Source organism: Curtobacterium sp. MCBA15_007, from assembly GCF_001864905.1.
Classification (GTDB): domain Bacteria; phylum Actinomycetota; class Actinomycetes; order Actinomycetales; family Microbacteriaceae; genus Curtobacterium; species Curtobacterium poinsettiae.
In genome coordinates, this window is record NZ_MJGM01000001.1 from 73,307 (window position 1) to 94,980 (window position 21,674).

General features: G+C 70.9%; 22 protein-coding genes and 3 tRNA genes. 14 read left to right on the forward strand and 11 right to left on the reverse strand.

Features of this window, described 5'->3' with window-relative positions; genetic code table 11:
* Window positions 1–102: 102 nt before the first annotated feature.
* Both BIU95_RS00350 and BIU95_RS00355 read right to left on the reverse strand, forming a co-directional pair.
* Entirely contained in the window at window positions 103–1,551 is a 1,449-nt protein-coding gene (locus tag BIU95_RS00350) for an NlpC/P60 family protein (protein ID WP_071249853.1), read from the reverse strand.
* 34 nt (window positions 1,552–1,585) lie between these two features.
* Window positions 1,586–2,863: a M23 family metallopeptidase gene (locus BIU95_RS00355; RefSeq protein WP_042537946.1), complete on the reverse strand. Its 1,278-nt coding sequence runs from the start codon at window positions 2,861–2,863 to the stop codon at window positions 1,586–1,588.
* Window positions 2,864–3,121: 258 nt separating this feature from the next.
* On the opposite strand from BIU95_RS00355, the gene BIU95_RS00360 reads away from it, so the two are divergent.
* The 3 genes from BIU95_RS00360 to BIU95_RS00370 all read left to right on the forward strand — a co-directional run bounded on the left by BIU95_RS00360 (window position 3,122) and on the right by BIU95_RS00370 (window position 3,405).
* A tRNA-Glu gene (locus BIU95_RS00360) sits at window positions 3,122–3,194 on the forward strand.
* Between the two features lie 60 nt (window positions 3,195–3,254).
* A tRNA-Asp gene (locus tag BIU95_RS00365) sits at window positions 3,255–3,331 on the forward strand.
* A 1-nt stretch (window position 3,332) separates the two neighbouring features.
* A tRNA-Phe gene (locus BIU95_RS00370) sits at window positions 3,333–3,405 on the forward strand.
* Between the two features lie 140 nt (window positions 3,406–3,545).
* Here BIU95_RS00370 and BIU95_RS00375 read toward each other — a convergent pair.
* Window positions 3,546–4,556, reverse strand: a complete 1,011-nt coding sequence (locus BIU95_RS00375) for an aldo/keto reductase family protein (RefSeq protein WP_056072448.1) — start codon at window positions 4,554–4,556, stop codon at window positions 3,546–3,548.
* A 126-nt stretch (window positions 4,557–4,682) separates the two neighbouring features.
* Here BIU95_RS00375 and BIU95_RS00380 point away from each other — a divergent pair, with 126 nt between their 5' ends.
* Window positions 4,683–5,675 carry an NAD-dependent epimerase/dehydratase family protein gene (locus tag BIU95_RS00380; protein ID WP_042537963.1) on the forward strand — a complete coding sequence of 331 codons (993 nt, stop codon included), beginning with the start codon at window positions 4,683–4,685 and terminating at the stop codon, window positions 5,673–5,675.
* Between the two features lie 102 nt (window positions 5,676–5,777).
* On the opposite strand, the gene rocD is transcribed toward BIU95_RS00380, so the two are convergent.
* Window positions 5,778–7,010 (reverse strand): ornithine--oxo-acid transaminase, encoded by a 1,233-nt coding sequence (gene rocD, locus BIU95_RS00385; protein ID WP_071249855.1) that lies wholly within the window; start codon window positions 7,008–7,010, stop codon window positions 5,778–5,780.
* On the reverse strand, window positions 7,010–7,918 hold the full coding sequence (gene ddaH / locus BIU95_RS00390) for a dimethylargininase (protein ID WP_071249857.1): 909 nt from the start codon (window positions 7,916–7,918) through the stop codon (window positions 7,010–7,012). Before ddaH ends, rocD begins: the two co-directional genes overlap by 1 nt.
* A gap of 304 nt (window positions 7,919–8,222) precedes the next feature.
* Between ddaH and BIU95_RS00395 the strand changes: the two genes are divergently transcribed.
* The 4 genes from BIU95_RS00395 to BIU95_RS00410 are packed head-to-tail and all read left to right on the forward strand — an operon-like array spanning window position 8,223 to window position 10,646.
* The gene (locus BIU95_RS00395; protein ID WP_017887694.1) at window positions 8,223–8,660 is read left to right on the forward strand and encodes an Lrp/AsnC family transcriptional regulator; all 438 of its coding nucleotides are present in this window, start codon (window positions 8,223–8,225) and stop codon (window positions 8,658–8,660) included.
* Between the two features lie 10 nt (window positions 8,661–8,670).
* Window positions 8,671–9,051: a hypothetical protein gene (locus tag BIU95_RS18030; protein ID WP_017887695.1), complete on the forward strand. Its 381-nt coding sequence runs from the start codon at window positions 8,671–8,673 to the stop codon at window positions 9,049–9,051.
* A gap of 3 nt (window positions 9,052–9,054) precedes the next feature.
* Window positions 9,055–9,888, forward strand: coding sequence for a nitroreductase family protein (locus BIU95_RS00405; protein WP_017887696.1), 834 nt, complete (start codon window positions 9,055–9,057; stop codon window positions 9,886–9,888).
* Window positions 9,885–10,646, forward strand: coding sequence for a YqjF family protein (locus BIU95_RS00410; RefSeq protein ID WP_071249859.1), 762 nt, complete (start codon window positions 9,885–9,887; stop codon window positions 10,644–10,646). Before BIU95_RS00405 ends, BIU95_RS00410 begins: the two co-directional genes overlap by 4 nt.
* On the opposite strand, the gene BIU95_RS00415 is transcribed toward BIU95_RS00410, so the two are convergent.
* Window positions 10,618–11,331 carry a hypothetical protein gene (locus BIU95_RS00415; protein ID WP_139179571.1) on the reverse strand — a complete coding sequence of 238 codons (714 nt, stop codon included), beginning with the start codon at window positions 11,329–11,331 and terminating at the stop codon, window positions 10,618–10,620. The genes BIU95_RS00410 and BIU95_RS00415 overlap by 29 nt on opposite strands.
* A gap of 92 nt (window positions 11,332–11,423) precedes the next feature.
* On the opposite strand from BIU95_RS00415, the gene BIU95_RS00420 reads away from it, so the two are divergent.
* From BIU95_RS00420 to BIU95_RS00435, 4 genes are read left to right on the forward strand one after another with little or no spacing between them, the layout of a single operon-like run.
* Complete coding sequence (locus BIU95_RS00420; protein ID WP_071249863.1) at window positions 11,424–12,419, forward strand: SDR family oxidoreductase; 996 nt, start codon at window positions 11,424–11,426, stop codon at window positions 12,417–12,419.
* Complete coding sequence (locus tag BIU95_RS00425) at window positions 12,416–12,760, forward strand: hypothetical protein (RefSeq protein WP_071249865.1); 345 nt, start codon at window positions 12,416–12,418, stop codon at window positions 12,758–12,760. Before BIU95_RS00420 ends, BIU95_RS00425 begins: the two co-directional genes overlap by 4 nt.
* Before the next feature lie 33 nt (window positions 12,761–12,793).
* Window positions 12,794–13,336, forward strand: coding sequence for a dihydrofolate reductase family protein (locus BIU95_RS00430; RefSeq protein WP_071250366.1), 543 nt, complete (start codon window positions 12,794–12,796; stop codon window positions 13,334–13,336).
* A 10-nt stretch (window positions 13,337–13,346) separates the two neighbouring features.
* Window positions 13,347–13,544 carry a hypothetical protein gene (locus BIU95_RS00435; RefSeq protein WP_042537971.1) on the forward strand — a complete coding sequence of 66 codons (198 nt, stop codon included), beginning with the start codon at window positions 13,347–13,349 and terminating at the stop codon, window positions 13,542–13,544.
* Between the two features lie 93 nt (window positions 13,545–13,637).
* On the opposite strand, the gene BIU95_RS00440 is transcribed toward BIU95_RS00435, so the two are convergent.
* Window positions 13,638–17,207, reverse strand: a complete 3,570-nt coding sequence (locus tag BIU95_RS00440; protein WP_071249866.1) for a bifunctional proline dehydrogenase/L-glutamate gamma-semialdehyde dehydrogenase — start codon at window positions 17,205–17,207, stop codon at window positions 13,638–13,640.
* 128 nt (window positions 17,208–17,335) lie between these two features.
* On the opposite strand from BIU95_RS00440, the gene BIU95_RS00445 reads away from it, so the two are divergent.
* The gene (locus BIU95_RS00445) at window positions 17,336–17,815 is read left to right on the forward strand and encodes a MarR family winged helix-turn-helix transcriptional regulator (protein ID WP_056072473.1); all 480 of its coding nucleotides are present in this window, start codon (window positions 17,336–17,338) and stop codon (window positions 17,813–17,815) included.
* Here BIU95_RS00445 and BIU95_RS00450 read toward each other — a convergent pair.
* Genes BIU95_RS00450 through BIU95_RS00465 form a run of 4 tightly spaced genes read right to left on the reverse strand, consistent with a single transcriptional unit; the run spans window position 17,812 to window position 20,801 of the window.
* On the reverse strand, window positions 17,812–18,519 hold the full coding sequence (locus BIU95_RS00450; RefSeq protein ID WP_017887704.1) for a zf-HC2 domain-containing protein: 708 nt from the start codon (window positions 18,517–18,519) through the stop codon (window positions 17,812–17,814). The genes BIU95_RS00445 and BIU95_RS00450 overlap by 4 nt on opposite strands.
* A complete protein-coding gene (locus BIU95_RS00455; protein ID WP_139179572.1) occupies window positions 18,516–19,025 on the reverse strand; it encodes a sigma-70 family RNA polymerase sigma factor in 510 nt (169 codons plus the stop codon). The genes BIU95_RS00450 and BIU95_RS00455 overlap by 4 nt, the downstream gene beginning before the upstream one ends.
* 2 nt (window positions 19,026–19,027) lie before the next feature.
* Window positions 19,028–19,717: a YceI family protein gene (locus tag BIU95_RS00460; protein WP_017887706.1), complete on the reverse strand. Its 690-nt coding sequence runs from the start codon at window positions 19,715–19,717 to the stop codon at window positions 19,028–19,030.
* 43 nt (window positions 19,718–19,760) lie between these two features.
* Complete coding sequence (locus BIU95_RS00465; RefSeq protein WP_017887707.1) at window positions 19,761–20,801, reverse strand: TerC family protein; 1,041 nt, start codon at window positions 20,799–20,801, stop codon at window positions 19,761–19,763.
* 188 nt (window positions 20,802–20,989) lie between these two features.
* Here BIU95_RS00465 and BIU95_RS00470 point away from each other — a divergent pair, with 188 nt between their 5' ends.
* Window positions 20,990–21,661 carry an HAD family hydrolase gene (locus tag BIU95_RS00470; protein ID WP_083389160.1) on the forward strand — a complete coding sequence of 224 codons (672 nt, stop codon included), beginning with the start codon at window positions 20,990–20,992 and terminating at the stop codon, window positions 21,659–21,661.
* Window positions 21,662–21,674: the final 13 nt, after the last annotated feature.

Sequence of the window (21,674 nt, forward strand, 5' to 3'; positions counted from 1 at the left end):
CGACGAACGGCGCCCGCTCTCCATCCGGAGGGCGGGCGCCGTTCTGTGCTGGTGCCTGCTCCCGCAGCCGCTCTGGGAGGGAACGGGCACACCGGGAGCTGGCTACAGGGAGCCGCTCGGGCGGGCGACGTACGGCATGAGCTGGTTCGGCAGCCAGATCGCTCGCTCGACGACGCCGACGCCGGGCCGTGCAGCCTCGACCATGGTGCCGTAGCTCGTCACGATCGAGTCGTGGTACGCCCCCGACGACGTGCCGTTCGACGAGTAGAACAGGATGTCGCCGGGCTGGCGCTGGGACAGCGGGACGAGGCGACCGATCGACTTGAAGTAGTTGTACTGCCAGACGACGTTGTGCCCGCCGGTCGCGATGCCCTGCGAGCTGTAGGCCATCATCACCAGGCCGGAGCAGTCCCAGGTGTTCGGGCCGGCACCGGTCAGCACGTACGGCTTGCCGAGCTGTCCGCGGGCGAACGCGATCGCACCGGCGGCCTTCGAGGGGCTGCTGGGCGCGGGCGCCGGGGCGGGGGCTGGAGCAGGAGCGGGAGCCGGGGCCGGTGCAGGGGCGGGGTTGCTCGGCCGCGTCGGGGTGCTGGGCTTGCTCGGGGTGCCGGGGTTCGACGGGGTGCTGGGCTGGGCCGGAGTGGAGGTGCCGCTGCCGCTGCCGGAGCCGCTCCCGCCGCCGGTGCCGCCGGTGGTGCCGGAGTTGCTGCCGCCGCCGGTGCTGCCGGTGCCGCCGGAGGAGCTGCCGGTGTTGCCGCCACCGGAGTTGCGCGTCTGCTTCGCGATGGCCGCCGCGGCTGCCTTCGCCTGCTGGGCGCTCCAGTACGCGGTCTCCGTCGCGACGCTCGTGCCCTTCAGGTACGCGAGCTGGCGCAGGACCTCGCCCTGCTGCTCCTGCTGCTTCTGCACCCGTTCCTGGGCGCCGGCAGCGGCGGCGTTGGCCGTCGCGAAGGTGGTCTTCGTCGCCTTCGTCGCCTTGCTCAGGGCCTTCTCGGCGGCGGACTGCTGGGCTGCCAGGGACTCCACGGTCTTCTGGTCGGCGCGGGCCTCGGCCAGGACCGTCGCGGAGCGCTCGGACAGGTGCGACATCGTGCCGACCCGGTAGAGCAGGTCCTTGGAGTCCGACGAGTCCATGAGCATCGTCGTCGACAGGTCGCCGCCACCGGTGCGGGACAGCTCGACCACGAGCCCGGCCACCTGGCCGGCGGAGTCGTCCGCCCGGGCCTTCGCGCGCTTCGACTGCGCGGACAGGTCGGCGAGGTCGTCCTTCGCCTCCTGCTGCTGCGACGCGGCAAGGGCGTACGCCTGCCCGGCCTGCTGCTCGGCGACGCCGGCCTGGTCGGCGGCATCCTGCAGCGTGCTGAGCCGGTCGCTCAGCTCGTCGACCGTCTGCTGGGCGTCGGCCGCGTCGGACTTGGCGGCCTTGACGTCGTCCCAGGAGGGGCCCGAGGGCGCGGCCTGGGCCGGTCCGGCGATGACGACCGACAGGCCGATGCCGAGCACGGCGATGGTCGCGATCCCGCAGGAGAACGAGCGAGCGGAGGTGGTCATGACGTGGGACGACTCGTTCCGGTGGCGCTGATGCTCATACCGAGATCCCCCGCGCTGCCATGAAGGGGACCGGGTCGACGGCAGCGCCGTTGATCCGGGTCTCGAAGTGGAGGTGGCACCCGGTCGACCAACCGGTCGAACCGATCTTGGCGATCTGCTGCCCCGCGGTGACGTGCTGGCCGGCGGTGACCATGATCCCGCCGTCGACGACGTGGCCGTACGCGGTCGAGATGCCGCCGCCGTTGTCGAGGATGACCTCGTTGCCGTACCCGCCACCGTTGCCGGCGAAGGTGACGGTGCCGTCGTGTGCCGCGTAGATCGGGGCGTAGCAGGCCGGGGCCAGGTCGACGCCCGCGTGCAGGGCGCTGATGTGCGTGTACGGGTCGACGCGGTAGCCGTACGGGCTCGTCTGGAACCCTCCGGCGGGGCGGACCCACCCGGCGGGGTTGGCGCTGCCGCCGCCGGTGCCGCCCTGGCTGGTCGCCGCGGCCTTGGCTGCTGCCTTCGCGGCGGCTGCGGCGAGGCGGGCCTGGCGGGCCTTCTCGGCGGCGACGCCCTTGCGGTAGTCGGCCTCGACGCCGCGCTGCTTCGAGGTGAGCGCGGTCAGCTGCGCCTCGAGCCGGGATTCGTTGTCGTTCTGGGCGTCGACCGCGGTCTGTGCGGCGTCGGCTGCGCCCTGGGCCTGCTGCATCTTCGACTGCGCGGCGTCGGCGAGGTCCCCGAGGGCCTGCTTGGCACGATCGGCCTTGTCAGCGAGCCCCTGGGCCACGCCACGGTCCTGCGAGGCCTGTGCGTAGATGCCCTCGGACTGCTCGCTGAGCTTCGACATGGCGCCGAGCTCGTACAGCAGGTCGCCCGAGTCGGACGGGTGCGTGAGGATGTCCGTCGTCACGTCGTCGCCGCTGGTGCGACCCAGCTGGGCGGCGAGCTGGCCGGCCTGCGCCTCGGACTGCGCGGCGGTCTGCTTCGCATCGTCGGCCTGCGACTGGAACTTCTTCTGCTTGAGCGTCGCCTCGTCGTACTTGTTCTGCGCTGCCTGGTACGCCTCACCGGCGGCCTGCGCGGCCTTCTGCTTGGCGGCGGCCTCGCTCTTCAGTGACGAGATGAGCGACTTGATCTCACTGACCTTCGCCTGCTGGGCGCTGGTCGACGACTTCGCCTGCTGCACCTCGTCCCAGCTGGGGTAGCTCGCAGCGCTGGCGGACGACGTCGGGGCGAGGGCCGCGAGTGTGCCGGCCGTGAGCGCGACGGCGACCGCGGCGGCGATCAGGCGGCTGCGGGTGCTGAGGGAGAGCGGAGTGGAGGTCGACATTTATCTCGATTTCGTAACAGCGCGGCAAGGCTCACGCACGTAACACTGTTAACAGTTGCAACAGTAACAACACCGGTCGCAGGCGCGACAGCCCCTCGGACGAGGGGCGCGACCGCCGTCGATGCTCGCACCGACCGCTTCGGAGACCCGTGCACGGTCGGCGCGACACGCCGGGGATGCACGGTTGGCGAGGTCGGATTTGTGAAACCCCGAGGGCATCCGTATGCTTGTCCATCGGTAGCGCGATGCACTGCTTGCGGCCCTATCGTTTAGTGGCCTAGGACACCGCCCTTTCACGGCGGCAGCACGGGTTCGAATCCCGTTGGGGTCACTCCTTGAGTGAGCGAGCAAGTAGTACTGAGCAACACCACAGCAAGACACAACACAATATGGCCCTGTAGCGCAGCTGGTTAGCGTGCCGCCCTGTCACGGCGGAGGTCGCGGGTTCAAGTCCCGTCAGGGTCGCCACGGCTGGATAGCTCAGTTGGTAGAGCGTTCGACTGAAAATCGAAAGGTCCACGGATCGATGCCGTGTCCAGCCACCGGTGAAGGCCCCCTGCTTCGGCAGGGGGCCTTTTCCGTTGTCCGGCCAGTGTGACCTGCTCGCAAAACACCGGTGTTCGCGCATCGAGCCGCGGCATGCGCGTGTTCAACGGGCGAACACCGGTGTTTCGCGGAGGGCCTACGCCTCGCGGGTCTTCGGGCTGCTGTCGTTCGTCTTCGCCGGGTCGCGTTCGACCACGGCGCCCAGGGCATCGTCGATCCGCGACATGAGCTCCGCCGGGATCGTGACGCCGGCAGCGCCCGCGTTGTCGTGGACCTGCTCCGGGCGCGATGCCCCGATGATCGCCGAGGCGACGTTCTCGTTCTGCAGGACCCAGGCGACCGCGAGCTGCGCCATCGACAAGTCGAGCTCCTTCGCGATCGGCTCGAGCTCCTGCACCGAGGACAGCACCTCGTCGCGCATGAAGCGCTTGATCATGTCCGCGCCGCCCTTGTCATCGGTTGCACGGGAACCCTCGGGCAGCGGCTGACCCGGCTTGTACTTGCCGGTGAGCACACCCTGGGCGATCGGGGACCAGACGATCTGCGAGATGCCGAGCTCCTTCGAGGTGGGGACGACCTCGTCCTCGATGACCCGCCACAGTGCCGAGTACTGCGGCTGGTTCGAGATGAGCTGGAAGCCGAGGTCCTTCGCGAGCGCAGCACCGGCCCGCAGCTGGTCCGCGGTCCACTCGCTGACGCCGACGTACAGGACCTTGCCCTGGCGCACGATGTCGGCGAAGGCCTGCATCGTCTCTTCGAGCGGGGTCTCGTGGTCGTAACGGTGCGCCTGGTACAGGTCGACGTAGTCCGTCTGCAACCGCTGCAGCGAACCGTCGATCGACTCGAGGATGTGCTTGCGGGACAGGCCGGTGTCGTTGTGGCCCTTCGGACCGGTCGGACCGAACACCTTCGTGGCGATCTCGAGGGACTGGCGCCGCTCCCCCTTGAGCGCTTCGCCGAGGACCGTCTCCGCGCCGGTGTTGGCGTAGACGTCGGCGGTGTCGAACGTCGAGATGCCGACCTCGAGGGCCGCCTTGACGCAGGCGATCGCAGCGTCGTTCTCGACCTGGGATGCGTGGGTGAGCCAGTTGCCGTAGGTGATCTCGGAGACCTTGAGGCCCGAGTTGCCGAGGTAGCGGTACTCCATGTGCGTGTCACTCCTGTCGTGGGGCGCGTCGGTGCGACCCGAACCGTGACGGTAGTCGGCTCGGACGGTGCAGGATCACATGGGACGACGGCGCAGGGCTGCGCCGCGGAGAGCGAGGGAGCATCCATGACCGGGGCGAGCGTGTTGTTCATCGGCGGGAGCGGCGTCATCAGCGCCGCCTGCGTCCGGGAAGCCGTCGAGCAGGGATTCGACGTGACCGTGCTCAACCGGGGGACCACCGGGGGCAGGCCGATCCCGGAGGGTGTGACGCGCCTCCAGGCCGATGTGTCGGACCGCAGCGCCCTGGCGGACGCACTCGGCGACCAGCGGTTCGACGTGGTCGTGAACTGGATCGCCTTCACGCCCGACCAGGTGCAGGCCGACGTGGACTTCTTCGCCGGGCGGACGCGGCAGTACGTGTTCATCAGCTCTGCCTCGGCGTACCAGACGCCGGCGACGCACCTGCCGATCACGGAGTCGACGCCGCTGAAGAACCCGTACTGGCAGTACTCGCGCGACAAGATCGCGTGCGAGGAACTGCTGATGCAGGCGTACCGGGAGCAGGACTTCCCGGTGACGATCGTGCGGCCGTCGCACACCTACGACGAGACGAAGCTGCCGCTGACGGGCGGCTGGACCGCGGTCGCTCGGATGCGTGCCGGCAAGCCGGTCGTCATCACCGGCGACGGCACGTCGCTGTGGACGCTGACCCACAGCCGCGACTTCGCGGTCGGGTTCACGGGGCTGCTCGACCGGGCCGAGGCGATCGGTGAGCCCTTCACGATCACGAGCGACGAAGCCCCGACGTGGAACGCCATCGCGCACGAGATCGCGGCGGCGGCCGGGGTCGAGGACCTGCGGATCGTGCACGTGCCGGCGGACGCGATCAACGCGGTGGACCCCGAGTGGGGCGCGGCGCTGCTCGGCGACAAGGCGAACTCGTCGGTGTTCGACAACAGCAAGATCCGGTCGCTCGTGCCGTGGTACCGGCCGCGCACGACCTACCGGCAGGGTGTGCGCGAGGTCATCGCCTGGTACGAGGCGCACCCCGAGGAGCAGGTGATCGACGAGCGGCTCGATGCCCTGATGGACGAGCTGGCGGCGCGCTGGGCGGTGTGAGCCGCACTTGGTGACGCGCGCCGGCGCACGCAAGACACCGGTGTTCGCGCTCCGCACCGCGGCATGCGGGGGTTCAACGCGCGAACACCGGTGTTTTGCGGATCAGGTCAGGCGCGCGGCGAGCACCTCGGCCAGGGTTCCGATCGCGAAGCGCACCTCGTCGTCGGTGACGACCAGGGGCGGTGCGAAGCGGATCGTCGACCCGTGGGTGTCCTTCACCAGGAGCCCGCGGTCGGCGAGGTCCTTCGAGATCGTCTTGCCCGTGCCGAGCGCGGGGTCGATGTCGATCCCGGCCCAGAGTCCGGCGACCCGGTGCGACACGACACCCTTGCCGAGCAGGTCGTCGAGCAGGCCGCGCAACAGCGGCTCGCCCTCGAGGGCCCGCTGCTGGAACGTGCCCTCGCCGAGCATCGCCACGACCTCGGCACCGACGGCCGCCGCGAGCGGGTTGCCGCCGAAGGTCGATCCGTGCTCGCCGGGGCGCAGGACGCCCAGGACATCGCGCGAGCCCACCACCGCGGACACCGGCACGATGCCGCCGCCCAGGGCCTTGCCGAGCGTGATCAGGTCGGGACGCACCCCGACGCGCTGCACCGCGAGCGTGTGCCCCGTGCGACCGAGGCCGGACTGGATCTCGTCCGCGATGAACAGCGCACCGAACTCGTCGCAGACCGCGCGGACGTCAGGAAGGTACGACTCCGGCGGGATGACCACGCCGCCCTCGCCCTGGATCGGCTCGAGCAGCACGGCGACGACGGTCTCGTCCATCGCCTCGCGCAGCGCCGCAGCGTCGCCGTACGGCACCGTGCGGAAGCCGGGCGTGAACGGCCCGAAGTCGTCGTGGGCCGACGGGTCGTCGGAGAACGAGATGATCGTCGTGGTGCGCCCGTGGAAGTTGCCGGACGCGACGATGATCGTCGCCCGCTCGGCCGGCACGCCCTTGACGCGGTAGCCCCAGGCGCGGGACACCTTGATCGCGGACTCGACGGCCTCGGCACCGGTGTTCATCGGCAGGACCATCTCGGTCTCCGTCAACGCCGCCAGTGTTGCGGCGAACGGCCCGAGCTGGTCGTTCACGAACGCCCGGCTGGTCAGCGTCACGCGGTCGAGCTGCGCCCGTGCGGCGTCGAGCAGCCGCGGGTTGCCGTGGCCGAAGTTCACCGCCGAGTACGCGGCGAGGCCGTCCAGGTACCGCTTGCCGTCGACGTCGGTGACGGTCGCTCCCTGACCCGACGCGATGACGACGGGCAGTGGACTGTAGTTGTGCGCGAGGGCGCGGTCCTCGACGGCGAGCGCCGCCGCGGTGTTGACCCCGAGCGACGCTGCCGCAGACATCAGCTGACCCCGAGCGAACGCGCGACCGAGGTGCCGGTGCCGACCGGGTGCAGATCGAGGGTGCAGCACTTCACGCCACCACCGCCGAGCAGCAGCTCGGACAGGTCGACGCCGATCGGGTTGTAGCCCTTCTCGCGCAGCTGCTCGGCGAACCGAACGGCCCGGGCGGCGATCACGACGTTGTACCCGTCGGAGTACGAGTTCAGGCCGAGGATCGCGGCGTCTTCTTCGGTGGCGATGATCGCGTCCGGGAAGCGCTCGCGCAGGATCGCCAGCGACGGCTCGTCGAAGGCGCTCTCCAGGTAGGCGATGTTGCTCGTCCCGTCGACGGCGGGCTCGGGGTCGAGCACGGCGATGGCGGTGTCGAGGTGGTAGAAGCTCGGGTTGATGAGCTTCAGCGTGACGACCTCGCGGCCGTAGATCGTCGCGAGCTCGTCGTGCGAGGTGCTGTCCGACCGGAAACCGGTGCCGGCGAAGATGGTGTCACCGATGAGCAGGAAGTCGCCCTCGCCCTCGTTGATCTGCTCAGGCTCGGCGACCGTCAGGCCGGCCTGGCGGAACCAGTCCATGTACGCGGGGCCCTCGGGCTGGCGCTCGGGGTACTGGAACTTCGCGCCGTACGCGATGCCGTCGAGGACGAACCCGCCGTTGGCCGCGTAGACCATGTCCGGCAGGCCGTCGATCGGGTCGATGTACGAGATGTCGAAGCCGAGCTGCTCGTAGACGGCGACGAGCGACTCCCACTGCTCGACGGCCTTCGACGTGTCGGTCGGCTCCTCCGGGTGCATCCACGGGTTGATCCGGTAGCTCACGGTGTAGAAGTCCGGCTTGCACATCAGGATCGTGCGCTTCGTGGCGACACGGGCCGGGGTGGCGACGGACTCGGGGGCGGGTGCGGTGTTCGACATCAGTCCTCCTGGAAGGGACCGGGGCCCGAGCCTGCCAGGAACCGAAACGGAACGAGGAGAAGAGCTCCGGTGAGATGCAGGCTCACTCACCGCAGCGGACCAGGTCGACGCCGGGTCGATCCTTCCACAGACTCACCGCAGCGGAACAGTGACACTCAAGCATCGACGCCACTCCGATCCTGACACACACCGTCCAGCAAGTGCAGTACGGGGGCCCCGACGGCGTGACACCCGTTCGGGTGACGCACGTTTCGTGCGCGAGACCCACCGGCCTCGCAACAAGTCCGCGTACGATAGGGGACAAATGGACACGCTCGACCACCGCATCCTGGATCAGCTCCGGGACAACGCCCGCGCCGGCTACGGCGACATCGGGTCGGTGGTCGGACTCTCGGCCTCGGCCGTCAAGCGCCGCGTCGACCGGCTGGTCGGTGACGGTGTCATCCAGGGGTTCACGATCAAGGTCGACCCCGCCGTCGAGGACCGCGGCACCGAGGCCTGGGTCGAGCTCTATTGCCGCGGCACCGTGTCACCCGACGAGCTGCGTGCCCTGCTCGACACCGTCCCCGAGGTCATCGACGCCGGCACGGTCACCGGCAGCGCCGACGCCGTCGTGCACATGCGTTCGAAGGACCTGTCCGCGCTCGAAGAGGCGCTCGACAAGGTCCGCCTCGCTCCCCAGGTCGACCACACCCGCTCCGCGATCGTGCTCTCCAAGCTCGTCAGTCGAGAGACCGCGTAACGTCCCACGCATGGGACGGAAGACGGCCGGGAGGCGCGGATCACCGCCCACGGGATCGCGTCCGGCCCGGCAGCTGGTCACCGCTGCGGGCCTCGCCTACGTCGCGAACTGCCTGTGGGGCACCGCGGTCGCCGTGCGGCTGATCCGCACGAAGAAGCTCCGCGTCGTGCACCACGGGCTGTTCGTCGTGACCGCGACCCTGACCGGTGTCGCCGCGACGACCCCCGTGTGGACGCGCGACCGGACCGCCCTGTTCCTGCTGCCAGCACTCGTGCCGCTGGCGGTCGCTCCACGCACGAACCCGCGCGCCGGAGCACACTGGAGGGTCGCGGTCGCCGCAGCACCGTCCTACCTGGGGGCCGTGCTCGCCCGCAGGCGATCAGAGAGGTGAGCAGTGGAGCTGTTCGAGGCCATCCGACGACGACGCACGACGAACGGGCCGTTCCTGCCCGATCCGGTGTCGGAGGAGCACCAGCGGCTGCTCATGGAGCTCGCCGGACGGGCGCCGTCGCAGCTCAACAGCCAGCCGTGGCGCTTTGTACTGGTCGAGGAGCGCGAGACGATCGACCGCGTCGCCGAGATCAGCGGCAGCTCGATGACCCGCACCATGGCCGCGGGCACGTTCTTCGAGCGGTACAAGCCGTACTTCCGGTTCTCGAAGGCCGAGATGGACGAGCGGCGCGACGGGATGCTGTTCGACAAGCTCCCCGGGCCGCTGCGGCCGTTCACGAAGCAGGTGTTCACGAAGCGCGGGCAGCTGCTCATGAACACGCTCCGGGTGCCGCAGACCCTGGGTGAGGAGAACCGGAAGCTCGTCGCCGGGTCGCCGCTGCTGCTCGGCGTGATGCTCGACCGCCACGAGTACCGGAAGGAGGAGCTGTCCGGCTTCTACTCGGTGTTCAGCATGGGCGCGGCGATGGAGAACATCTGGCTCGCGACGACCGAGCTCGGCCTGGGGATCCAGTTCGTGTCCTTCCCGATGGAGACCCCCGGCGCGTGGGAGGAGATCGAGGGACTGCTCCGCGTGCCCGAGTCGCTCGAGCTGATGGCCGTCTACCGGATCGGGTACCTGCCCCCGGAACGACGACGGCCGGCCATCGACTGGACGTCGAGCGAGCGGAAGCGTCCCTCGCAGTACGTGTTCCGCGGCACCTGCGACACCCCGCAGCGCGGGTGGGACGACGCACCCGTCGCAGCCCACATCGAACCGGAGGCGACCACATCGTGACCGACACCCGACCCACCCAGAGCGCCCCGGGCCTCCAGCCCGTCGCCCCCGGCCTGCCGGGCCGTCCCTGGATCTCGCAGGACTGGCTCGACGTCGTCTTCGTGCACTGGCGCGTCGACGTGTCGGCGGTGGCGCCGCTGCTACCGGCCGGCACACGGCCCGACACGATGGCGCTCGACGGCACCGACGACGGCGTGACCACCTGGGTGGGCCTCATCGCGTTCCGGTTCGAGGACACCCGGTTCCCGCCGTTCTCGACCGGGAGCATCGGCGACTTCGTCGAGCTGAACGTCCGCGTCTACACGGTCGACGAGCAGGGACAGCGCGGGGTGGTGTTCCTGTCGCTCGACGCCGGCAAGCTCCTGCCGACCATCGGGGCGCGAGTCGCGACGGGCCTGCCGTACCGGTGGGCGGTCGCCGAGTCGCGCAGCGGTGACGGCCGCGTCGGGTACGCGATGCGTCGGCACGGCACCCACCTGCGGTCGATGCTCGACATCCGGGTGGGCGAGGCACTCGACGAGCCAGGGGCCCTCGAGACGTTCCTGACGGCGCGGTGGGGCATGCACGTGCACCGCGCGGGGCGGACGCGCTTCTGGCCGAACGAGCACGAGCCGTGGCCGTTGCACCGGGCCTCGGTGGTGTCGCTGCGGGACGACCTGGTCGGAGCGGCCGGGCTGCCCTTCGGGCTGACGGAGCTCGAGCCGGACTCGGTGCTCTACTCGCCGGGGGTCACGACGCGGTTCGGTCGGGGGCGCTGAGCGGATCGGTGCCCGGCTCCGGTCTTGGTCGCTGACCCTCGACGGCCTCCGCCCCGTCGAGGTCGGGCTCGGCCGTCCTCGACGCGGCTCGCCAGTTCAGCACCGCGACGACGACGGCGACCGGGATGACCAGGACGCTCCACCCGATCCACAGCGATGCGTGCGCTTCGTCGACGACCGGGACCGTCAACGCCACGACCGCGAACACGGCCGCCACCACCGCGACGGCCGCCGACGCCACCGCACGACCGCGCCGCTCGAACCGCGTCGGGTCGTCGCGTCGCATCGTGTAGAGGCCCGTCGCGGCGACCAGGTACCCGATCAGGAGCGTCCGTGCTCCCACCGCGAAGGCGAACACCGACAACGCGACGCCTACCGTGTTCCACACGACGACCCGGGTGCGGTGCAAGCGCCAAGCCGCCGCGTGACTCGGGTACCAGTACGCACGCCGACCGGCGACCGCGAGCACGAACGCACCGACCAGCACCACGGCGCCGACCGGGATCACCACGGGCAGGGCGGGACGCTGCAGCCAGATGCCGATCGCCACGATCGCCAGCGCCCCGACCGCCAGAGCCGTCGGCGGACCCCACCACTGCTCGGGGAGGATCGGCGTCCGTCGGATCCAGCGCGGCTGCGGCTCCGCGTCCGGCTGGGGTTCCACGGGGTCGTCTCGCGTGTCCACACCACCAGCATGCTCGGCCACCGCCCTGAGGCACGGGTCGTCGGGGGACAGCGGCTGAGTGGTGCACGGGCGACCGCAGGTACAAGGGAGCCATGACTCGAGTGGCAGTGGTGACCGGTGGATCCGCAGGACTGGGACGGGCGACCGTCCGGGAGCTCGCCGCACGGGGGTGGGACGTGGCCGTCCTGGCCCGCGGGCAGGAGGGCGTCGACGCCGCCGTCGCCGAGGTCGAGGCCGCCGGGCGACGCGGGCTGGCCCTGGTCGCCGACGTCTCCGACCGCGACGCCGTCGAGGCCGCGGCCGACCGGGTCGAGCGGGAACTCGGACCGATCGACCTGTGGGTGAACGGCGTGATGGTCGGGGTGTTCGGGAAGTTCCTCGACACCGCCCCGGAGGACTTCGAGCGGGCGCTGCACGTGACCTACCTCGGCTTCGTGAACGGCACCCGGTCGGCGTTGTCACGGATGGTCCCCCGCGGTCGTGGGCACGTGATCCAGGTCGGTTCGGCGCTCGGGTTCCGCGGAATCCCCCTGCAGGCCGCGTACTGCGGCGCGAAGCACGCGATCGTCGGGTTCACCGAGTCCGTCGTCTCCGAGCTGCGCGAACAGGGCAGCAAGGTCAAGGTGTCCCGCGTGGACATGCCGGCGCTCAACACGATCCAGTTCCAGTGGGTGAAGTCGAAGCTGCCGCACCACCCGCAGCCCGTCGCCCCGATCTACCAGCCCGAGGTCGGTGCCCGGGCCATCGCCGCGGTGGCCGAGCGGCCGCGCAGCCGCACCTGGGTGGGCGAGTCCACGGTCTACACGATCCTCGGCAACCGGATCAGCGGACGCTTCGCCGACTGGTACGCCGCCAAGACCCTGGTCGACGGGCAGCAGGCTCCGGACAAGGACGGTCTCGAGATGCGGGACAACCTGTACGAGCCGGTGCCGGGCGACCATGGTGCACACGGGGTCTTCGACGAGTCCGCGCACGCGTGGTCGCCGCAGACCTGGTGGGTGGAGCACCGCCGGGTCGGCAACGGGATCATCGGGGCGGTGCTCGGTGCCGCCGGGGCCGTCGCCCTCGTCGCGGGACGCCGACGATGAGCCGCCGGTCGTCGACCGTGTCCGGAGCAGCCGTCGTCGAGCTGGCCCGAGCTGGGCTCGGCCTGTGGCACCTGAGCCGTGCGGCCCGAGGGTCGGACCAGGCGGCGCTGCACGGCGTGCTCGGGATCCGACAGCTCGGACAGGCCGTGCTCGTCGCGCGGGCGGGTTCCGGCAACGCGCACACCCTGAGCGCCGTCGTGGACACCCTGCACGGCGTGACGATGGTGCCGCTGGCCGTCGCCGATCCCCGTCGCCGCCGGTTCGCGCTCGACCAGCTCTGGATCGCCGCCGCCCTGGCGATCGCCGAGGCAGCGGTCGTCGGTCGCGGCAGTCGGCGCTGAGTGCTGTCGGGGGTGCTCGGTAGCGTCCCCGGCATGAGCACGATCTACTCCGTCGCATCCTCGCTGGACGGCTTCGTCGCCGCGCCCGACGACGACCTCGACTGGCTGCTGCAGTTCGGCTTCGAACCGTTCCAGGAGCACCACGACCGGTTCTACGCGGGCGTCGGCGCGATCGCGATGGGGTCGACGACGTACGAGTGGTTGCTCGAGCACGACGACACGTGGGCGTACCCGGACCTGGCGACGTGGGTGTTCACGACCCGTGACCTGCCGGTGCCCGACGGCGCCGACGTGCGCTTCGTCTCGGGCGAGGTCGGCGACCACCAGGCCGACCTCGAGCGCGTGGCCGCCGGCGGTGACGTCTGGGTCGTCGGCGGTGGACTGCTCGCGGCGCAGTACCAGCAGGCGGGCATCCTCGACGAGCTGCGGGTCACCGTGATGCCGATCGCACTCGGTGCCGGAGCCCCACTGCTGCCGGTCGCCGCACCGACGCCGGTGTACGAACTCGTCGGCACCACGCAGTTCGACGGCGGGGCGGTCGAGCTCCACTACCGTTCCGCAGCAACCGCGGCGTAGCGTCCGGAGCATGAGCGACAACGAGCAGACCGAGCCCGTCATGGACGGTGCCACCGATGCCACGAACCACGAGAAGCTGCAGGGTCTGATCGAGCAGGTCGACCACGACCACGCCGGTGAGGGTGCGGGCGCGATGGCGGACCACCTGCGGGACCGCATGGCCGAGACCGGCGTCGAGGACGAAGAAGCGGGTGACGCCGAGGACTGATCCCCGGGGCACTTCGTGAGCAGAAGAGGTCGGGTCCCGTCTGGGGATCCGACCTCTTCTGCTCACGAAGCGAAACGCAACGCGCGGAACTGCTCAGACGCGCAGCTCGGAGAACTCGCTGTCGACGTCGCCGAACCGGTGCGCGGTGATCGACACCGACTGCTCGCGCAGGTACGGCAGCATCTCGATCACGCCGGCCTCGACCACGGGGGCGTCGTGGATCGCGACGTCGATGCTCGCGCCCAGTGCTTCTTCGAGAGCCTGGGAGTCGCCGCCGAGCAGCCGGATGCGGGCCCCGGGACCGCCGAACGCCGTGTGTGCCGGGCGGTCCTGCCCCTGTGACAGCACGGCCTCGAGCGCGTCGACGGGCTCGTCGTCCTGACCGCTGGACCAGTCCGCCTGGAACACCGCCCCCGACGACGCGCGGGCGTGGAACTCCTGGTCGGACTCCACCAGGTGGTCGACGACGTCGAGCGGCGACCGGTTCCCCGCCAGCAGCTGGGTGAGGGGGCCGGGCAGCGGCCGAGCCGTGCTCAGCAGGACGTGCGCCCGTGCCGAGGTCGCGGCGACGAGCGTCCGGACGAGGTCCACGGTCGAGGCGTTCTCGGCCTGGCGCACGATGACGGACTGGGGACGGTGACGCAGCACGTTCCGCTGCACCACGAGTCCCGCCAGGTCCTGCGAGCGGAACAGGGTCTCGCGTGCACGGACGTCGCTCAGGGCACCGGCGCGCACACGGTCGAACTCCTCGAACGACAGCCCGCTGCGTGCGGCCTCGATCACCGCGGTCACGCGCGGGGGCAGGCCGTGCAGCTGGATGCTCCGGTGCACCGTGCGGGGCGTGGGCAGCCACCGGCCGAGCGTCGCGACGTACATCGGACCGCCGGCCTTGGTGCCGGTACCGACCGACGAACCCTTCCAGCCGCCGAACGGCTGGCGCCCGACGACGGCACCGGTGGTGCCGCGGTTGACGGAGAGGTTGCCGGCGCGGACACGGGCGAGCCACTCGGACACCTCGTCGACGTCGAGCGAGTGGATGCCCGCCGTCAGCCCGAAGTCGGTGCCGTTCTGGATCGCGATGGCCTGCTCGAGGGTCTCGGCCCGCATGATGCCGAGCACCGGGCCCGAGTACACGGTCTGGTGGAAGTCGCTGCCGGGGCGGACACCGTCGCGGATGCCCGGCGACCAGAGCCGACCGGAGTCGTCGACCGCCTCGGGCTGCACGAGCCAGGACTCCCCCGGGCCGAGCTCGGTCAGACCCTGACGGAGGGCGCCCTGCGGCTCCGTGATGAGCGGGCCGACCTGCGCCGTGGGGTCGTCGGGCCACGCCACCCGGAGCGTGCGGGTGGCGTCGACGAGCTGCCGCTGGAAGCGCTCGCTCTCGCCCACCGACCCGACCAGGATCACCAGCGACGCCGCCGAGCACTGCTGTCCGGCGTGCCCGAAGGCGGACCGCACGATGTCCTGCACCGCCAGGTCCAGGTCGGCGCTCGGCGTGACGACGATGGCGTTCTTGCCGCTCGTCTCGGCGTTGAGCGGCAGCCCGGCGCGCCACCAGCGGAACGAGCGGGCGGTGTCGGACGAGCCGGTCAGGATGATGCGGTCGACCGTGGGGTGGCCGACGAGGTCGCGGCCGAGTTCGTCCTCGGCCAGGTCGACGAGCTGCAGCAGCGAGTGCGGCACCCCGGCGTCCCAGAGCACGTCGGCGAGCACGGCCCCCGAGCGCTTCGCTTCGGGTGCGGACTTGAACACGACACCGCTGCCCGCGGCGAGCGCAGCCAGCACGCCCCCGGCGGGGACCGCGACGGGGGAGCTCCACGGTGACACGACGACGGTCAACCGTGGCGGCACGTACTGCGCGCCCTCGACGTCCCCGAGGCGCCGAGCGCGCTCGGCGTAGTAGTGGGCGGCGTCGACGGCGTCGGTCACCTCGGTGTCGGCCTCGGTGAAGGTCTTGCCGGTCTCGGCGGCCATCACCTCGATCAGGTCGGCGCGGCGGGTCTCGAGTTCGTGTCCGATGAGGTCGAGGAGCTCGGCGCGGTCGGACGGGTCCTGTCGGCCCCAGTTCACGCCGGCCTGGGCGGTCCGGGCCATGATCCGCTCGAGCTTGGAGCGGTCGGCGACCTTCGCCCCACGGATCGTCTGCGCACCGAGCTGCGAGCGCGGCACCCGGCGCAGGACGTCGAGTGCCCAGGCCCGGTTCGCGGCGACGGACGGGTCGGTGTCGGGGGCGTTCCGGAACGCGTCCCGCAGGACCGGTTCACCGAGCGCGCGGTGGCGGTCCTGGGTGCGGTGGCTGGCGGGGACGGGTTCGTCGAGTGCGGCGACGGATGCCAGGAACCGGCTGTGCTCCCGCTCGAACACGCTGGCGTCGTGGTCGATGTCGGACGCGGCGGCGAGGAAGTTCTCGGGGCTGGCGCTCTCCTGCAGGCGGCGCGCCAGGTACGCGATGGCGGAGTCGAACTCGTCGGGCTGGACGACGGGCGTGTAGAGCAGGATCTGCCCGACGTCGGCGCGGACGGCCTGTGCGTGGGTGGACGCCATGCCGAGCAGCATCTCGACGTCGACGGCGTCGGTCACCCCGCGCCGCTGGGCGAGCACCCACGCGGTGGCGAGGTCGAACAGGTTGTGCCCGGCGACCCCGATCCGCACGGCGTCGGTGCGTTCCGGCGTCAGCGCGGCGTCGAGCATCCGGAGGTAGGCGGTGTCGGTCTCGCGCTTGCTGCCCCAGGTGGCGAGGGGCCACCCGTGCACGATCGCGTCGACGTGTTCCATCGCGAGGTTCGCGCCCTTGACGAGCCGCACCGTGATCGGGGCTCCGCCGCGCGACCGGCGTTCCTGCGCCCACTCGGTCAGCGCGTCGAGCGCTCCGGCGGCGTCGGGCAGGTAGGCCTGCAGCACGATGCCGGCCTGCAGGTCGGCGAACTCGTCACGGTCGAGCAGCGTCCGGAACACGGCGAGGGTGACGTCGAGGTCGCGGTACTCCTCGATGTCGAGGTTGATGAACTTGGCGGGGCGTCCGGCGGCCGTCGGCGCCGCGGCCAGGCGGTACAGCGGGACGAGCCGGTCGACGACGCGCTCGACGGTCTGGTCGAAGGCCCACGGCGAGGTCTGCGGCACGACGGCGCTCACCTTGATCGACACGTGGTCGACGTCGTCGCGGGCGAGCAGGTCCATCGTGCCCTGCAGGCGTCGGTCGCTCTCGGCGCTGCCGAGGACGGCTTCGCCGAGCAGGTTCACGTTGAGGCGGGTGCCCGGTCCGCGGAGCTTGGCGAGCGCGGGACCGAGCTTGCTCGTGCTCGCGTCGATCACCAGGTGCCCGGTCATCCGGCGCAGGATCCGGCGCGCGGTGGGGATCACGGCCCACGGCGCCATGGTGGCGAACCCGCCACCCAGCGTCACCGCACCGCGCAGGTACCAGGCGAGGAAGTCGGGGACGTCACGGCTCAGCTGCTCGAGGTTGCGCGCGGCGACCCGGGGGTCTTCGGGGCGGACGACCTTGTCGACGAAACCACGGGTGAAGTCGAGGCCCTGCTCGTCGCGCAGGACCTGGGCCAGACGGGCCGCACCCGGGTCGGGCTTCACCCCGGCGGACGCCGCCAGCCACCGGCGCACGAGCGCGACGGCGTCATCGGTCGTGTCCTGGAGGCGAGCACTCGGCATCCCCCGATCGTATGCCGCACGTCCGACGCGACCTCGGAGCACGCCGTACGTCGGCCAGGAGTCATCCGAGCGGATGAAAGCACCCGTGGCGCGGTCCGATGCCCCGCCCGGTGGATACGCTGGTCGGCATGTCGACGGAGGGCAACGGTGGCCACGACTGGGTCACCTGGGACGCGTACCACGACGCCTGGCGACAGCTCGACCGGGCGCTCGACCGGGCCGTCCAGGCGGGAGCCGGCATCTCGGTCCCCGAGTTCGAGATCCTGATCGGCCTGCACCGCGACCCCGACCACCGTCTGCGCGTCCGGGACATCGCCACGGGGATCGGCTGGGAGAAGTCGCGCGTCAGCCACCAGGTCACGCGGATGGTGGCCCGCGGCCTGGTCGAGCGCGCCGACTGCCCGAGCGACGCGCGCGGCAGCTGGGTGGTCATGACCGCGGACGGTCGGCGAGCGGTGCTCGCCGGCATCCGCGCGCACACCGGTGCGCTGGAGGACCTGTTCTGGAGGCCCGTGGGGACCGACGCCGAGACGCTGCGGTCCGTCAGCGCGCGCGTCCAGGACGCCGTCGGCCCCGACGACGCTGCGGACGAGGCCGACGCCGGCTAGAGCGTGACGACGGCGAGCGCGCCGCGCTCACCGCGCAGCCGCACCTGGACGCTCCTGATGTCGTCGCGCGGGATGTCCGTCGAGGCCGACAGCCCGCGCGCATCCGCACCGGCAGCCGTCCACGAGCCGACGGTCTGCGTCGTGCCGTCGTTCCGGACGACGACGAGGTCGTAGAGGATCGACCCGTCGGGGGACCACGCCTTGCCGCCGTACGAGCACCCCCAGTCGAAGCGGGTGCCCCACTGCTCGCCGCTGACGGCCAGCTTGACGTCGAGGCCCTGCACGCCGCTCATGTCGTACCGGTCGGCTGTGGCCGCAGCGGTCGGCGCGGAGCCGGCCTGCACCGTGGTGCGCTCCCCCGCTGCCCCGACCGCGAGCCCGCCCAGGACGGCGGCGACCACCGCGAGCCCGGCGGTGGCGGCGACCCAGACCCGGCGACGGCGGCGACGGTGTCGGACGCGGTGCGCGACGGAGGCGAGGTCGCTCTCGGAACGGGTGTCGGGCCTCCCGTCCGGTTCCGCGATCTCGATCGCCTGGTCGGCCGGCAGCTTGCCGAGCAGACCCGGCAGACCGACCAGCTCGGCGACGGCGGCCGCACAGCGGTCGCAGTTCTCGATGTGTCGTTCGTACTCCAGGCGCTCGCTCGCCGGGAGCGACCCGAGGACGTACGCCGCATCCCACTCTGCGTACTTGTCGTCGCTCATCGGGTCACTCCTCGTTCCTGCAGTGCGAGCCGGAGGGCTCGCAGCCCGTAGTGCAGCCGCGACTTGGCGGTGCCCTCCGGGATGTCGTGTCGTCGTGCGATCTCCGGCACCGTGTGCCCGAGCCAGTACGCGTCGACCACCACGCGGCGGTGGTCCGGGGTCAACGACGCGAGTGCGTCGGCGACCACGATCCGGTCCAGCACGGCGTCCGTGCTGTCCGACTCGATCCGTTCCACCTGGTGTTCGGTGCCGTGCTCGCGCCGGTTGTGTGCGGAGCGCGCCTCGTCCACGACCAGGTTGCGCGCCACCGTGAACAACCACGCCCGTGCGCTGTCGGGTGCCCGTTCGAGCACGGCCGGGCGCTGCCAGGCGCGGACCATCGCCTCCTGCACGACGTCCTCGACCGTCGAGCCGTCCCGCGTGAGGTGCCGGACGTACCGCGTGAGCGCGTCACCGTGCTCGCGGTACAGCGTCGCGAGCAACTCGTCCGCGGAACGGCTCGTCACGGTCACTTCCCGAGGTCGAGGGAGAACTCGACGGAGCCCTTCCCGTCCACGGTGACGAAGCCGAGCGAGGGGGCCTTCACGCCGTAGTCGGCGAAGGTGATCGGCACGGTGCCGGCGACCTGGACGGTGCCGCCCTTGCCGACCGCGACCTGCGCGTCGGCCGTGACCGGCTTCTCGACGCCGTGCAGCTCCATCGTGCCGGTCAGGGTGACGTCCTGCGTGGAGCCGTCGAGCGCCTTCGTGACGTCGACGGGCTTGGTGAGCTCGAACGTCGCCGTCGGGTACTTGTCGGTCTGCAGTGCGGTGGAGCGGAAGTACTCGTCGCGTGCGGCTTCGGGGGTGCTGATCTTGCCGACCTGCACGGTGACGGACGCCTTGGTGAGCGAGCCGCCGTCGACGACGGCAGTGCCCTTGACGTCCTTCGTGCGACCGACCACGTTCACATCATTCCCCTGCAGGACCTCGTGCACCCGGTACCCGGCGTACGAGCTGCTCTTGCTGGTCCAGGTGCCGTCGGCGTCCTTCGCGTCGAGGGTGCCGGACGAGGACGCCGACAGCGAGGGTGCTGCCGCGGCCTGGCCGTTGACGGTGTTCGCGTAGATGACCGGGCCGGCGATGACGGCTGCTGCCGCCACGACGACGACGCCGGCGGAGATCCCGATGATGACCTTGGTGCGTTTGCGGAGTGCCATACCCAGACAACGAGGGAGCGGAGCGGATCGTTCAAACGGGTTTTCAGTCCGAGGTCCGGGCGGGGTCCTGGTCGGCTCGGTCCTGGTCGATCTCGGCTGCGCCGTCGTCGGTCGCGGGGGTCTCGCCGCGCATGCGCACGAGGCTCGCCAGCGTGGACACGGCCATCGCGGCGACGATCACGAGCAGGGACACCCACGTGTTGATCTCCGGTGCCCACTCGATGTGGTGGCCGCCGTTCAGGAACGGCAGCTCGTTGTCGTGCAGCGCGTGCAGGACGAGCTTCACACCGATGAAGGCCAGGATCACGGCGATGCCGTACTTCAGGTAGACCAGGCGCTCGAGCAGGCCGCCGAGCAGGAAGTAGAGCTGGCGCAGGCCCATCAGGGCGAAGACGTTCGCGGTGAACACGATGAAAGGACTCTCGGTGATGCCGAAGATCGCCGGGATCGAGTCGAGCGCGAACAGCAGGTCGGTGGTGCCGATCGCGATGAGCACGACGAGCAGCGGCGTGAAGTGCCGGACGCCGTCGTGGTGGGTGCGGAACTTCATGCCGTCGAACGTGTCGGTGAGGCGGACCCGGCGGCGCAGCAGCCGGACGATGAAGCTGTCCTTCTGGTCGTCCTCGTCCTCGCCGCGGAGCTGCTGGATCGCCGTCCAGATCAGCCAGGCACCGAAGATGTAGAAGATCCACGAGAAGTTCTCGATGAGCTGCGCGCCGACCAGGATGAAGATCCCGCGGAGCACGAGCGCGATGATGATGCCGAGCAGCAGCACCTCTTGCTGGATCTTCTTCGGCACCGAGAAGCGCGCCATGATGATGACGAACACGAACAGGTTGTCGATGCTCAGGCTGTACTCGGTCAGCCAGCCCGCCAGGAACTGCCCGGCCGAGTCGCCGCCGGCGAAGACCAGCATCAGCACCGCGAAGACCAGCGCCAGCCCGACGTAGACGCCCACCCAGATGCCGGATTCGCGCAGCGTCGGCACGTGCGGACGACGCGCGACGATGAGCAGGTCGGCGAGCAGGATCGCGACCAGGGCGATCATCGAGCCGACTTCGAACACGACGGGGAGCTCGGGCATGCGGAGCCTTCCTTGCTGGTGGTGAGGCGGGCCGCTTCGTGAGTGGCCCGGACCAGTCTCCGGCATGATCCGGGCGGTGGCGAACCCCGGGGCTGCGTGCGGCGGACAGTGCTGTTCACCTCGCGGGGGTCCGCAGCTGTTCACCTCGCAGGGTCCGCACGGACCGGGAGCGGCCCTAGCCTGGGCACGTGGGGACTCCGCGAGCGATCGGCTTCGACCTGGACGGCACGCTGTTCGACCACCACGGGTCGGCTCGGGCAGGCGTGACCCGGTTCCTGCAGGGCTTCGGCGTCGAGGCCACGGAGGCGGTCCTCCGCGACTGGTTCACGGCCGAGGACGAGCAGTTCGAGCGTTGGCGGTCCGGGGCGATCAGCTTCCAGGAACAGCGACGCGCACGGCTCCGCACGGTCCTGCCGCCGCTGGGTGTCGTGGTCCCCGAGGACGACGCCGGCCTGGACGCGGTGTTCGACGACTACTCGGGTGCGTACCGGGAGGCGTGGCGGCTCTTCCCCGAGAGCCTGCCGCTGCTGCACGAGCTGCGCGAGCACGGACACCGCCTCGGGCTCCTGACGAACGGCACGGAGACCCAGCAACGCGACAAGCTCGCACGGACCGGCCTGGCCGACGCGTTCGACGTCGTCTGCACCTCGGAACGCATCGGGTTCCAGAAGCCGGACGTCCGCGCGTTCAGGGCCCTGGCGGGGGAGCTCGGCGTGGACCCAGCGGACTGTCTCTTCGTGGGCGACGACCCCGAGCGCGACGTGGTCGGTGCCAGGGCGGCCGGGATGCGGGCGGTGCTGGTCGACCACGGGCAGCCGGAGCGCCCCGGCATCCGGGAGCTCGTGCTGTCAGCGCTCTGACGTCACCGCCGGT

Coding starts and splice junctions, on each gene's coding strand:
- BIU95_RS00350 (WP_071249853.1), bottom strand. CDS start 1,551: ATGACCACCTCCGCTCGCTCGTTCTCCTGCGGGATCGCGACCATCGCC.
- BIU95_RS00355 (WP_042537946.1), bottom strand. CDS start 2,863: ATGTCGACCTCCACTCCGCTCTCCCTCAGCACCCGCAGCCGCCTGATC.
- BIU95_RS00375 (WP_056072448.1), bottom strand. CDS start 4,556: ATGGAGTACCGCTACCTCGGCAACTCGGGCCTCAAGGTCTCCGAGATC.
- BIU95_RS00380 (WP_042537963.1), top strand. CDS start 4,683: ATGACCGGGGCGAGCGTGTTGTTCATCGGCGGGAGCGGCGTCATCAGC.
- rocD (WP_071249855.1), bottom strand. CDS start 7,010: ATGTCTGCGGCAGCGTCGCTCGGGGTCAACACCGCGGCGGCGCTCGCC.
- ddaH (WP_071249857.1), bottom strand. CDS start 7,918: ATGTCGAACACCGCACCCGCCCCCGAGTCCGTCGCCACCCCGGCCCGT.
- BIU95_RS00395 (WP_017887694.1), top strand. CDS start 8,223: ATGGACACGCTCGACCACCGCATCCTGGATCAGCTCCGGGACAACGCC.
- BIU95_RS18030 (WP_017887695.1), top strand. CDS start 8,671: ATGGGACGGAAGACGGCCGGGAGGCGCGGATCACCGCCCACGGGATCG.
- BIU95_RS00420 (WP_071249863.1), top strand. CDS start 11,424: ATGACTCGAGTGGCAGTGGTGACCGGTGGATCCGCAGGACTGGGACGG.
- BIU95_RS00425 (WP_071249865.1), top strand. CDS start 12,416: ATGAGCCGCCGGTCGTCGACCGTGTCCGGAGCAGCCGTCGTCGAGCTG.
- BIU95_RS00430 (WP_071250366.1), top strand. CDS start 12,794: ATGAGCACGATCTACTCCGTCGCATCCTCGCTGGACGGCTTCGTCGCC.
- BIU95_RS00435 (WP_042537971.1), top strand. CDS start 13,347: ATGAGCGACAACGAGCAGACCGAGCCCGTCATGGACGGTGCCACCGAT.
- BIU95_RS00440 (WP_071249866.1), bottom strand. CDS start 17,207: ATGCCGAGTGCTCGCCTCCAGGACACGACCGATGACGCCGTCGCGCTC.
- BIU95_RS00445 (WP_056072473.1), top strand. CDS start 17,336: ATGTCGACGGAGGGCAACGGTGGCCACGACTGGGTCACCTGGGACGCG.
- BIU95_RS00450 (WP_017887704.1), bottom strand. CDS start 18,519: ATGAGCGACGACAAGTACGCAGAGTGGGATGCGGCGTACGTCCTCGGG.
- BIU95_RS00460 (WP_017887706.1), bottom strand. CDS start 19,717: ATGGCACTCCGCAAACGCACCAAGGTCATCATCGGGATCTCCGCCGGC.
- BIU95_RS00465 (WP_017887707.1), bottom strand. CDS start 20,801: ATGCCCGAGCTCCCCGTCGTGTTCGAAGTCGGCTCGATGATCGCCCTG.